This is a genomic window from Actinosynnema sp. NPDC037264 (genome assembly GCF_055603705.1).
The window spans coordinates 89,643-101,699 of record NZ_JBVJVK010000010.1; the positions used below are offsets into that span (position 1 = coordinate 89,643).

9 protein-coding genes are annotated in these 12,057 nt (G+C 74.2%); 8 read left to right on the forward strand and 1 reads right to left on the reverse strand.

Features of this window, described 5'->3' with window-relative positions:
* The first annotated feature begins 12 nt into the window (after positions 1-12).
* The 8 genes from ACZ7GX_RS14810 to ACZ7GX_RS14845 are packed head-to-tail and all read left to right on the forward strand — an operon-like array spanning position 13 to position 11,286.
* Positions 13-1,308 carry an MFS transporter gene (locus ACZ7GX_RS14810; RefSeq protein WP_498776733.1) on the forward strand — a complete coding sequence of 432 codons (1,296 nt, stop codon included), beginning with the start codon at positions 13-15 and terminating at the stop codon, positions 1,306-1,308.
* Complete coding sequence (locus tag ACZ7GX_RS14815) at positions 1,308-2,642, forward strand: tetratricopeptide repeat protein (RefSeq protein ID WP_498776734.1); 1,335 nt, start codon at positions 1,308-1,310, stop codon at positions 2,640-2,642. The genes ACZ7GX_RS14810 and ACZ7GX_RS14815 overlap by 1 nt, the downstream gene beginning before the upstream one ends.
* Positions 2,639-3,943: a hypothetical protein gene (locus tag ACZ7GX_RS14820; RefSeq protein WP_498776737.1), complete on the forward strand. Its 1,305-nt coding sequence runs from the start codon at positions 2,639-2,641 to the stop codon at positions 3,941-3,943. The genes ACZ7GX_RS14815 and ACZ7GX_RS14820 overlap by 4 nt, the downstream gene beginning before the upstream one ends.
* Positions 3,940-4,986, forward strand: coding sequence for an aKG-HExxH-type peptide beta-hydroxylase (locus ACZ7GX_RS14825; protein ID WP_498776739.1), 1,047 nt, complete (start codon positions 3,940-3,942; stop codon positions 4,984-4,986). Before ACZ7GX_RS14820 ends, ACZ7GX_RS14825 begins: the two co-directional genes overlap by 4 nt.
* The gene (locus ACZ7GX_RS14830; RefSeq protein WP_498776741.1) at positions 4,979-6,229 is read left to right on the forward strand and encodes an aKG-HExxH-type peptide beta-hydroxylase; all 1,251 of its coding nucleotides are present in this window, start codon (positions 4,979-4,981) and stop codon (positions 6,227-6,229) included. The genes ACZ7GX_RS14825 and ACZ7GX_RS14830 overlap by 8 nt, the downstream gene beginning before the upstream one ends.
* A 7-nt stretch (positions 6,230-6,236) precedes the next feature.
* Positions 6,237-7,310 (forward strand): HesA/MoeB/ThiF family protein, encoded by a 1,074-nt coding sequence (locus ACZ7GX_RS14835; RefSeq protein WP_498776743.1) that lies wholly within the window; start codon positions 6,237-6,239, stop codon positions 7,308-7,310.
* A complete protein-coding gene (locus ACZ7GX_RS14840; RefSeq protein WP_498776745.1) occupies positions 7,307-9,910 on the forward strand; it encodes an insulinase family protein in 2,604 nt (867 codons plus the stop codon). The genes ACZ7GX_RS14835 and ACZ7GX_RS14840 overlap by 4 nt, the downstream gene beginning before the upstream one ends.
* Positions 9,911-9,945: 35 nt before the next feature.
* Positions 9,946-11,286: a coproporphyrinogen-III oxidase family protein gene (locus ACZ7GX_RS14845; protein WP_498776747.1), complete on the forward strand. Its 1,341-nt coding sequence runs from the start codon at positions 9,946-9,948 to the stop codon at positions 11,284-11,286.
* A 142-nt stretch (positions 11,287-11,428) separates the two neighbouring features.
* On the opposite strand, the gene ACZ7GX_RS14850 is transcribed toward ACZ7GX_RS14845, so the two are convergent.
* Positions 11,429-11,953 (reverse strand): flavin reductase family protein, encoded by a 525-nt coding sequence (locus ACZ7GX_RS14850; protein ID WP_498776749.1) that lies wholly within the window; start codon positions 11,951-11,953, stop codon positions 11,429-11,431.
* Positions 11,954-12,057: the final 104 nt, after the last annotated feature.

Below are 12,057 nucleotides of genomic sequence, written 5' to 3' on the forward strand. Positions count from 1 at the left end.
AGGAGTGCCGTTTTGACGAGCAACCGCACGCCCGTCGGAGGGGCGCCCGCGGACTCCGCCACGGCGCCGGAGCCCGCGGTCGCCGCCAACGTCCTGCGCAACACGCCTTTTCTCCTGCTGCTGGTCGCGCTGGTCCAGTCCGCGTTCGGCGACCAGCTCTTCAAAGTGGGGGTGCCCTGGTACGCGACCCAACGCGGGGAGTTCTTCGACGGCGCCCTCATCGGCATCGTGATGGCCATTCCCATCGCCTGCTTCGGCCTGGTCGCGGGTGTGCTCGTCGACCGGTACAGCAGGTTCTGGTTGCTGGTCGGGGCCGATTTCGTGCGCATGGTCGTCGTCGCGGCGATGGCGGTGCTGGTCGCGACGCAGCTGGCGCCCCTGTCCGTGCTGCTGGTGGGCACGTTGCTGCTCGCCGCGCCGGGGACGGTCTTCATGCCGGCCGTGCAGACGCTGATCCCGGTCATCGCGGGCGGGAAGCTCGAACGCATCGCCAGGATGGACGCGCTGCTCATCGGCGGCGCCACCACCATGGCCATCCTGGGCCCGTCCCTGACCGGTCTGCTGCTGAACGTGGTGGAGATCGAGGTCCTCCTCGCGCTGGACGCGGTCACGTTCGGCGTCTCGATGGTGCTGATCCTGCTGGTCAGGAAGTCTCTGCCGGTCGTGCCGCCGCGTGCTGCCGCGGATCGCCCCAAGCGGTCGGTCAGCGGGGTGCTCGCCAACGCCAAGGCGGGCTTGCGGTTCATCCTCGCCGACAAGGTCCTCCGGCCCCAGTTCCTGGTCTACCCGGTGCTGGACGGGGCCCAGTACAGCATCGTGTTCCTGCTGCCCGGCTACCTGCTCACGCTCGAGGAGAGCGGCGCCACCTACTTCGGCCTGGCCGTCGCGGCCATCGGCGTCGGCCGGGTGATCGGCCTGTTCACCGTCGCGCACACCTCGCTGCTCCGTCGCCGGGGCATCGTGTTCGTGGGCAACTGGATCGTCCAGGGGACGGCGTTGCTGGTGATGACCGCGTTCGACAGCGGTTGGGTGGTACCCCTCGCGCTGCTCTTCGTCGGCCTGCCCGCGGGCATGGCGACCGTCGCGGTGACCTCGTTCGTCCAGTCGGTCGTCCCGGACGAGCTGCGCGGCCGGGTCTTCGCGGCCGTGATGTCGTTGAGCGGCGCGGCCATGCCGCTGGCGCCGCTCGTGCTCGGTCTGGTCGCCACGGCCTGGTCGCCGGCCGGGGCCATGGTCTGCACCGGCGCGCTGTTCGTCCTCGGTGGCGTCTTCCTGGCCACCCGGTCCGCGGTCCGCGGAGCCTCGTGATGAGCACGACGCGACCTCCCTACCACAGCACGGGCCTGCGCCCCGACGCCGAACGGCCACGCCGGTGGCGGCCGGACGAGCGGGTGGACCTGTGGTTGCTCGGTCCGTACTTCGGGCTGCACGAACCCCCGGTGTGCTCCCTGCACACCGCGACCGTCACGGCCGCCTACGCCGAGCTCGACACCTCGCGCCCGGCGACGCCGTTCCAGTGCCACACGCCTCGCGGGTTGCGCGAGGCGGTCGCCCAGTGCCTGCGGTGGCCGGAGCTGGCGTCGCCGGGCCCGGCCGCGCTGCCGGACGAGCTGGTGACCGAGCGGTGGCGCGCGCTGGTCCGGCTCACGGAGCACCCGCTCGACCTGGACCTGGAGACGCGCCTGCGCCTCGGCACCCTGCTGTGCGCCCTCGGCCTGGACGCGTGCGCCCTCGGCGTCCTCCCGGCGTCGACGCCCGAGGACGCCGGTCGCGACCAGCTCTCGGCGAACCTGGCGATGAAGCGGACGCACGCGCTCGTCCGGGCGAGCGGGTCGGAGGCGGCCCGTGCGGAGGACCGCGAGGTCCTCACCGCGGTGGCGACGAGCCGGCGCCTGCCCGCCGCGACCGCCCTGTCCGCCGCGCTGACCCTGGTGGTGCTCAACGCGAAGGGACGCGCACCGGACGTCGCCGCGACGGCGCACTGGCGCGAAGTGGCCGGCGCCCACCTCGCCGGGCTCGCGCCGGGAGGGTCCTGGCGGGACGCGCTGTTCACGAGCGCCTACTGGCGAGCGGTGAGCTACCTGCCGTTCCTGCTTGGTGACCACGAGCGCACCCGCGCGGAGCTCGACCGCGCCGAGGAGCACGCGCGCGACCTCCCGGACGGCACGGAGCAGCAGGCGCTCGTGCGCCGCCAGAACCTGCACCCCCTGCTGGAGACCCGGACGCGTGCCGCCGCGGCCGCGAACGACCTCGACGCGGCGCTCCGGTACGCGCACGAGTTGGCGGCGCTCGACCCGTACGACGGCAAGGTCCTCCTGGGGCTGGGCGACGTGGCGATGCGGGCTGGGGACACCGCGGCGGCGGTGGAGGCGTACCGGCGCGCGGCGATGCTGGGAGCTCCGCACGCCGCCCGCGCGCGGGTGGCGCTCGGCCGGCACCTGGAGCACGCGGGCGACGAGGAAGGCGCGCTCGACTCCTTCCTGGCCGCCGCGCACGCCGACCCCACCGCGTACACGGCCGTCGCGGCGGTGCACCGGCTCGCCGAGCGGACCGGTCGCTCCGACCTGGCCGACTGGTGCGTGCGGTGGCTGGCCGACCTGCGCGCCCGGTTGCGCGTCCGTCCGGAAAGGACTGTCGGATGAGCGTCTCCTCGAACCCGTTCCGGCGGATGCCGACGCGGGGGATCACCACCGCGCCCGGGACCCGGAGCGACCTGCGCGCCGTCCGCCCGTACGTCGACCTGCGCGGCGCAGGGGGCGCCATCCACTCCCGCGTGCTGCTGCACTACGCCGATGCGTTGTCGAGCGGCCACCAGGTGCGGGCGGTGTTCCAGAGCAACCCCGTCGCGCACACCCGCCGGCACATCCTGCGCGAGGCGCGGCTGCCCGACTTCCACGCCGATCACCCCGCCGACCTGCCACCGGAACTGCGCGGCCGGCGGTGGCAGGACCTGTGCGAGCACGTCGAGCACTGGCCCGACCTCGACGACGACACCAGGGCACGCGCCGGCATCGTGCTCGTCCGCCTCGGCTTCTACGCGACCTTCCTGGGGCTGACCGGCCCGGATGAGCCACCCACCGCGATCGGGGACGCCGGCGCGAGCCTGCTCATGCTGCGCGCCAACGCCCGGTACAAGCGGGCGCTCGCCGCGGGCGAGGCGGTGCCGACGTACGAGTCGCTGGTCGAGCACGCGTCGACGGCCCGGTCCCGGTTGCTGGCGGCGCTGGCGCTGGCCGTCCACCACGCCCGGGTCAGCCGGGACAGCGCGCAGGTCGACGCGTGGGCCACGCGGTCGATGGACCTGCTTCCCCAAGCGCTCGACGGCGGCGAGGACGACGCGCTGCTGCACAGCGCGGTGCTCCGGGCGTGCAGCTTCGCCCCGTTCTTCGACGGCGACAAGGCCCGCACCACGCGGCTGCTGGACGAGTGCGAGGCACTCGCGCGGTCCGCGCCGGCGGACACCGCCGAGCGGGCCCTGGCCAAGGCCGAGAACCTGCGCGCCGTGCTCGAGACCCGCGCCCGGGAGGCGCAGTGGCGGGGGGAGGCGGACCTGGCCCTCGACCGCACCAGGGAGCTCGTCGACCTGGACGCCGACGACGGCCGGGCGCACCGCGACCTCGGGTACCTGTTGCTGGCCCGGCAGGACGTCGAGGCGGCGCTGCGCTCGTTCGCCCGCTCCGCCGCGCTCGGACCCCCGTTCGCGGCGGTGTCGTGGGCGCTCGTGGCGCGGTGCCGCGAGCTGCTCGACGACCCGCGTGCGGCGATCGAGGCGTACCTCGTGGCGTGCGAGCTGGATCCCGGATCGCTGACGGCGCTCGACGGTGTCGCGCGGTGCGCGGCGTCGATCGGCGACGCCGGCCTGCGCGGGTGGGCGCTGTCGCGGTCGGCCGCCCTCCCCGCCCTGCCCGCACCCGCCGACCGCGAGAAGGAGACCGTCCGATGACCCTTGCCCAGGCCTCCGTGATGGCGTGCGCGACCGCCGACGACCCGTACGTGGTCGCGTTCGCGGCCAAGCGCGCGTCCGCCGTGGACAGAGTGCTCCCCGTGCTGGCGCGCCGACTTCCCGTCGACACCGCGCGAGCGCTGCGCGCCGCGCTGGAGGAGTTCGCGTCGCTGGGGGAGGCGGAGCGGCGGGCGGTGGTCACCGCCCCGCTGTTCGGCTACTGGTGGCACCGCCTGTGCGTGGACTACCGGCGCGGTGAGTTCACCGCCCTGGCGGACTGGGTCGGCCACCTCCGGCGCTTCCTCGAACCGGTGCGCGACGACCTGTCGCCCGACTCCGTCGAGCTGCGCGGCGGGATCCTCCTCGGCGCCGACCACCCGTGGATCCACGAGTACGTCCGGACGGCCAACGGGAACACCAGGGCCGAGGGCGGGCGGGGTGATGTCACGCCGGTGCCGCCCGACGAGGTGCGACCCGACCTGGCCCGCGCGCTGGCGCTGATCGACGACGTGTGGCCCGCCTTCGGCGAGGAGGTCACCCGGTTGGTCCGGCTGATCGTGCCGTTCACCAGCGCCGACACGGTCGCGTTCAGCAACAGCGTGCTGGACGGGCTGCTGTTCCTCCGCGCGGACCTCGCCGATCCGGTGGTCGCCACCGAGCGCCTCGTCCACGAGACGAGCCACCTGCGGCTCAACGCCGTCTTCGACCTCTACCGGGTGCACGAGCACGGGCCGGAGGAGCGACTGCACTCGCCCTACCGGAAGGTGCCGCGACCGGTCGACGGGCTGTACCACGGTGCCTTCGTCTTCGCGCGGATCGCGCAGTTCCACCTGCGGGCGCACCGGCGGCTCGGCGAGGACCGCTGGCTGCACCGGCTGGTCGAGGTGCTCGACATGCAGCGGGAGGCGCTGGACCTCTTGCGGGACTCGGTCCGCCTCACGCCGTTCGGCCAGGTCGCCTACGAGGAGTTCCGCCGCGCGACCGAAGCGGTTGCCCACGACGCCTTCGACAAGACCGGATCCACTGGGAGCACTGATGCCTAGCCAGACGATGGCCCCCCTCGCGGTGGCCGACAGCTACCCCGACGAACCGCTCAGGACCTACCGCGACCGGGTGTCCCGGGGCATCTCCCGCGTGCTGCCGCGACTGCTCGACCGGGTGGACGAGGCGCAGGCCGCCAGCGTGGACCAGGTCTGGGAGTGCTTCGAGCACCTGCCGGCGGAGCAACGCGGTGACATCGCCCAGCACCCGCTGTTCTGCTCGTGGTGGATCAAGCTGAAGTCGGCCGTCGCGGGCGGGGACGACGCCGGCATCCGGCGACTGCTGCCGCACTTCGGCCGGTTCGTGCTGATCCCCGCGTTGCGCGGCGCGGTCGCCTCGGGGTCCGCGACGGACCTCCGGCTCGACCTGCCCCTGTCCGATCGCGGCGAGCTGCGCTTCCCCGGTCACCTCCGGCACGTCGTCCTGGACGGCGCCGGGCCCGGCCACGCCCGGCTGCGCCACGACGGCGACGTGCTGCGGGTCGACACGACGGACCGGTTGTGGCTGGTCCCGGTCGCCGACCTGCTCGGGCCGGCCGCCACCGACCACCCGCTGCTGGGCACCCGTCCGGCCATCGCGGGCGGCGCGATCGAGGTGGACGCGTCCGACGAGTGGTTCCGGCGGTTCTTCGAGGGCCAGAACGCCAGGAACCCGCTGCCCGGCTACCCCCGCCGGGACCTCGCCCCGCTGGAGCCGGTCAGCCGGCAGGTGGTCGAGCAGCTCGACCGGGCGCTGGACCTGCTCCGGTCGACCAGCCCCGGGTTCGCCGCGGAGGTCGAGGCGCTGATCAAGGTCGTCTCGCCGTTCCGCAGCCGGCTGATGTCGACGTTCACCGACACCGGGTTCTTCGGCACCGTCTTCATCAGCGAGCGCCTCGGTCCGTTCGCGGACACGGCCCTGACCGCGGAACACCTGCTGCACGAGGCCAGCCACCACCGGTTGACGCTGCTGATGGAGGACGACCCGCTCATCGACGCCGACCCGGCGAAGCTCGTGAAGTCGCCGTGGCGCCTCGACCCCCGGCCGCTGCACCAGATCCTGCACGGCACGTTCGTGTTCGCCCGGATCGCCCAGTTCCTCGGCGCGGCGGTGGCCGACGGCGGCGGCCCGGAGCTCGTCCAGCGCTACGAGGCGGTCCAGCACGACCTGCGCGACGCGCTGCGGACGCTGGACGAGGGCGGTGTCGAGTACACACCCGCGGGCCGACAGCTCCGAGAGCTGTTCGGCGAGATCGTGGAAGGCTGAGCCGGTCGTGACGACGACGATGCGGCTGCGCGGGCGGACCCAGCTGCTGCCCTCCGGTCCCACCCTCATCGCGCGGTTGGGCGACCGCCTGACCCGGATCGCGCCGTTCGGCCCGGTCGAGGAGCAGGTGCTGCACCTGCTCGCGAAGGGGACGTCCGACCTGGACGAGGAGACGGCGGACTGGCGGCCCGACGACAGGACCCGGGCCAACGAGCTGGCGGCGACCCTGCGCGACGCCGGGTTCCTCGAGGCGGTCGAGCCGCCCGCCACGATCCGCGCGGAGGACCTCGCCCGCTTCGACCGCCTCCTGCACTACTTCTCCGAGCAGGAGGACGGCGAGGTGTCCCGGTTCGACCGGTTGCGGCGCCTGCTGGACGCACGGGTCCTGGTCGTCGGCACGGGCGGCATGGGGAGCTGGCTGCTCTACGGCCTCGCCTGCTGCGGTGTGCGCGACTTCGTCCTCGTCGACTCCGACGTGGTCGAACCGTCCAACCTGAACCGGTCGATCCTGTTCGGGGAGGGCGACATCGGCCGGGCCAAGGTCGACGCCGCGGCCGAGGCGCTGACCCGGTTCTCGCCCCGCGCGAGGGTGCGGACGGTGGCCGCGCCGATCACCGGCCCCGGCGACCTGCTCGACCACCTCGACGGGGTGGACCTGGTCGTCGGCGCGGCGGACCAGCCGATCTGGCTGGTCCGCGAATGGCTCGCCCGCGCCTGCCGACAGGCGGGCGTGCCGCTGCTGCACCCGAGCGGTCTGCGGGTCGGTCCCTTCTACCTGCCCGGCCGCAGCGCGTGCCCGATGTGCGAGTTCGCGCAGCGGTGCCAGGAGCAGCCGCGGTTCGCCGAGACCGTCGCACGCCTGCGCCGCCTGCCCCGGGGCACCTCGGGCGGGCTGGCGCCCTGGGCGGGCATCACCGCGAGCGTCGCCACGGCGGAGGTCTTCCGCCACCTGGCCGGGCTGGGCAACCCGATGACCGTGGACGCGGTGTGGACCTGGCGCAACGGCGGCACGTCGGACGTCACGCCGCTCCTGCCGCAGGCCGGCTGCCCGGTGTGCCACGGGGAAGGGCTCCGGACGTGACGTTCGAGACCGCGGGCACGTGGGCGACCGAGGTCGGGGACGTCGCGCTGCACCGCGACGGGCGCACCGGCCTGCGGCACGTGCACGTCGACACCGGGGACCCGCACCTGGTCGTCGCACTGGCCCTGCACACGCCGTCGACGCACCCCGGCGTGCCGCACGTCCTGGAGCACTGGGTGGGCGCGGGATCGCGCCGCTTCGGCGACGTGCACGTGTTCCCGTCGTTGGCCGACACCGCCGCCACCACGTTCGTCAACGGGTTCACCGGCCCGGACTTCACGTGCTTCGTGGCCGGCACCACCTGCGTGGCGAGCGCCGACCTGCTGACCGAGGCGCTGCTCGACGGTGTCTTCCACCCGCTGCTGCTCGACGCGACCTTCGCCAGGGAAGCGGGCGTGGTCCGGCAGGAGTCGGCGAGCCGGGCGCACGACCCGCGGACGGTGGCGCTCGGAGCGCTCGCCGCCGCCGTCTACGACGCACCGGCGCTGAGCCGCCTCCAGGCGCAGGGCCTGTCGGTCGCCGACCTGGCCGGCCTCACCCCCGAGCAGGCCCGGGAGTACCACCGGCGGCACTACCGGCCGTCGGCGGCGTGGCTGGTGACGGTCGGGGACCAGCCGCCCGCGCGGTTCCACGAGCACGTCTCACGCGTGCTCGGCCCGGACGGGTCGACGCCCGCGGCCTTCGCCCCGTTCGCCGCGCATCCCTCCGCGGTCGTCGTGCCGGGGACGCCGGGATCACCGGGGGTCGACGCCCTGCTCGCGGTCGCGCTGGAGCCGTCGACCGCCGCCGGGGCGACCGCCCGGGCCATGGTGCTCGGGGAGGCGCTGGCCGGCACGACGGACGGGCCGTTGCGCCGGTTGCTGGCCGAGCACGGCGGGCACCGGTACCCGCCGGGCTCCGGGGTCAACCTCCACTACCCCCACACCCTCTTCACGGTGGGCGTGAGGGTGACCGGGCCGGACGCGGCCGACGGGGTGCACGACCGCCTGGCCGAGGTCGTTCCCGAGGCGTTCCGCGCGGAGGACGTGACGAACGCGGCCCGCCGCCTGTTGCTGCGGGCGCTCGACCGCAGCAACGGCAAGCACCCGCACCACCCGTGGGCCGTGCAGCTGGTGCTCGACGCGGTGGCGCCCCTGGTCCGCGGGCTGTCCCCGGTCGACGCCCTGAACCTGCCCGAGCACCTCCGCTGGTGCGCCGAGCACCCGGACCGCGTCCTGTCGCTGCTGACGGGCACCTCGGTACGTTTCGGGCGGGCACTCGTCGACCACACCTCGTCACGGGTTCCGCTGCCGCCGGTGGACTCCGGTACCCCTGCCGCGGCGGGCCCCGCTCCGGACACGGCCCTGCCCCCCGTCCCACCCGCGCGGCCGGCACCGAGGCACCCGCGCTGCGTGCCGACACCCGTTCCCGGCGCGGCGCGGACCTGGCTGTGGACCACGGACACGAAGGGCATCGGGTACGCCGTCGCCGACCTCGACCTCGTCTGCGACCTCGACGTCCTCCCGCTGCTGCCGACCGCGGTCGCGCCGTTCCGGCACGCGCGGCGGTGGCGGTCGGACGTGACCGTCACGGCGACGGCCCACGACTCCGCGCCGGACCGGCCGCGGATCAGGCTCCGGGTCTGCCTGCGCCACCACCAGGACGACGCGGCGGAGGCCCGCACGTGGCTGGCGCAGCGGATCACGGCCCTGCGCGACCAGCCGGACAGGTGGTTCGAGCGGGTCCCGGCGGTGGTGGGCCGCGAGGCCTCCGCCACGCCCACGACCCCGGGCCTGGTGGTCAGCGCCGCCCACGCCCAGGTCTCGACCACGGGCGCCGCGCAGGACCTGGTCGACGGCTGGTCCCGGCGGCGAGCGCTCCAGGACCTCGTCGCCGACCAGGACGCGCTGCGCCGCACGATCGCCGCCGCGGTCGACACGGTGGCCGTGCGGACGGCGCGGGTGGTGATCACCCAGAGCGGTGACGCGCCGGCCCCGGACGTCGAGAGGTGGGAGGCCGCGCTCACCGGGTCGGACGACGGCCCGACGGCGGTGCGGCCGCCGCTGGTGAGCGGCCCGGTGCTGATCCCGTCCGGGGGCGGTGACCTCGTCGTCGCCACCGCGTACGACCTGGCGCAACCCGGCGGTGGGGACGGCGCGGCGGCACTGGTCACCGCCGCCGTGCTCAACCGGCGGCTGCGCGACGCCCTGCGCCGGATCGGCGCGCACGGCAGCAAGGTCGCGTTCTCGCTCCGCACCGGCGTCCTCACCACGACCTGCGTCGGCGGCGCGGACGCCGCGGCGGCGTTGGCGCTCACCCGAGCCGCGCTCACCGGGCTCGGCGGCGACCCGCCGTCCGAACGGGAGGTCGCCGCCGCGCACACCGCGGCGACGACCGCGCTCCACCCGCTCACCTCCGTGGACACCCTGGCCGCCGACGTGCTCGCCGACGGGGAGTCCGGGTTCGGGCGCCGTCGCGGGCGGGCGCACGACGCGATCGCCTCCGTGCGCGTCGCCGACGTGCTCCGCTGCGCCGATCACCTCGTCGGTCGCGCGCCGGCGGTCGGCGCCACCGCCTCGCCCGAGGCGCTGGACCACCTCCGCGAGAGCAGTCGGCGCTGACCGGAACGAAGACCTCCCGAGACACAGGAGATGCCATGCCGACCAACCTGACCCCGCCGACCCCGCTCTCCACCGAGCGGTCCGCGCACCCGCTGATCCCGGTGCTGCCGCCGTTGCGGCCGAACACCGGCGGTGCGGCCGTCGTGGAGCACCAGTTCGGCCTCGACGAGGTCGGCGGCGACTTCGTCCTGTACGTGTCGATCCCCTTCTGCCGGGTCCGCTGCCACGCCTGCCCGTTCTTCATCGAGCTGCTGTCGGAGAACGACCCCCGTGCCCGGGAGGCCCGGTACGTCGAGGCCCTCGTCGCGGACATCCAGCGGTGGGGGCGGCGTCGCCGTTGGCAGACCGGCAGGTTGCGCGCGGTGTACATCGGAGGCGGCACCGGGTCCGTGCTCACCACCGCCAACCTCGAACGGGTGGTGGACGCGATCACCACCAGCTTCCCGCTGGCCGAGGGCTGCGAGCTGACGTTGGAGGGCAACGCCAGGGACTTCACCGAGGACAAGGTGGAGTACGTCGCCGGATCGCCGATCAACAGGGTCAGCCTCGGCGTGCAGTCGTTCCACGAGGACGTCCTCCGCGTGATCGGCTCGCCCCACGCGGCGGAGCAGAGCGCGCGGGTGATCAACCGGCTCAACCGCCTGGGGCACACCAACATCCAGCTCGACATGATGTACAACCTGCCCTCGCACACCCGCGAGGTGTGGCAGAGCGACCTGCGGCGCCTGGCGGAGCTGGAGGTGCAGCACTTCACGATCTACGAGTACCGGGTCCACCACGGCAGCCCGCAGCACAACTTCATCAAGCGGGGGAAGGTGCCCGCGCCGCTGCCCTCCGGCGCGGAGCAGGTCCGCGCCATGTACGACGACGTCGTGGAGGCCGCGCGCAAGTCCGGCTTCGACATGTACATGATCGACTACTTCGCCCGGCCCGGCTACGAGAGCCGGTACAACACGTGGATGTACCAGAAGGACGACGTCGACGTCCTCGCGATCGGGCCGGGTGCGTACGGGTACGTCAACCGCCGCCGCTACCTGGCGCACCGGGACGTCGAGGGCTACATCGCCACCGTCGGCCGCGGCGAGCACGCGGTGGACTCGGTCGCCGACGAGCTGACCGGACAGGAGCGCCGGGAGCGCTACGTCGTGGGCCGGCTGATGTTCCACTCGATCGACCTGGCCGACTACCGGCGCAGCTTCGGCACGTCGTTCGTGGACGACTTCGGCGCGCTGGCGGGTCAGGTCGTCGACGCCGGGCTCGCCACGCTCGACGAGCGCGAGTTGCGCCTCACCGAGTCCGGTGTGGGCTGGCACCGGCATCGGATCGCGTACGGACGGGTGGCGCCCGGGGTCAGCCGGGTGACCACGTCGTCGTGAACGGGCTCCGCGCGGACCGCCCGCCGCCGGCGACTTCGGAACGTGGAGGTCCGGCGGGGAGGTGCCGGGCGATCCTCCTTTGTGGAGGTCCGGCGGGGAGGTGCCGGGCGATCCTCCTTTGTGGATGTCCTGCGGGCCGCGGTCAGCCCCGGCCGTTCGCGGCCACCGGTTCGTCGAGGGCGTGGAACGCGCGGTGGAAGTAGACGGTCGGCGGGTGGCCGTTCGCCCGGGTCCCGGTGACGCGGCCGACGAGGATGGTGTGGTCGCCGCCGTCGTGCCGGGCGAACGCGTCGCAGTGCAGGATCGCCGCCGCGTCGGAGAACACGGGGTTGCCGCGCGGGTCGGGCTCGAAGTCGCCGCCCTCGAACTTGTCGACGCCGCTGGTGCCGAACCGGCGGGCCAGGTCGCTGCGGTGGGCCGGGACGACGTGGACCACCCACGACTCGGCGGTCAGGAACGCCCCGTGGCACGACGCGGTCTTGGCCAGGCACACGAGCACGAGCGGCGGGTCGATCGACAGCGAGCAGAACGAGGTGGCGGTGAAGCCCCACCAGCGGCCGTCCGGGTCGCCTGTCGTCACGATCGTCACCCCGCTGGGGAACGCCGCCAGCGCGTGCCGGAACCGCACCGCGTCGGCCGGCGTCCCATCCGCGAGGCTGTCCGCCACCGCGCCCTCCATTCGCCTGGGGACAATTGTCGATCCTATTTGGCCGGCGGTGGCCGGGTCAGTGCCACAGCGGGGATTAGGGGGTGGTTCATCCGGCGCCCGGT

Bases quoted from the DNA above. Each gene is read 5' to 3' on its own strand.
- ACZ7GX_RS14815 (WP_498776734.1), top strand. From the start codon at position 1,308: ATGAGCACGACGCGACCTCCCTACCACAGCACGGGCCTGCGCCCCGAC.
- ACZ7GX_RS14820 (WP_498776737.1), top strand. From the start codon at position 2,639: ATGAGCGTCTCCTCGAACCCGTTCCGGCGGATGCCGACGCGGGGGATC.
- ACZ7GX_RS14825 (WP_498776739.1), top strand. From the start codon at position 3,940: ATGACCCTTGCCCAGGCCTCCGTGATGGCGTGCGCGACCGCCGACGAC.
- ACZ7GX_RS14830 (WP_498776741.1), top strand. From the start codon at position 4,979: ATGCCTAGCCAGACGATGGCCCCCCTCGCGGTGGCCGACAGCTACCCC.
- ACZ7GX_RS14845 (WP_498776747.1), top strand. From the start codon at position 9,946: ATGCCGACCAACCTGACCCCGCCGACCCCGCTCTCCACCGAGCGGTCC.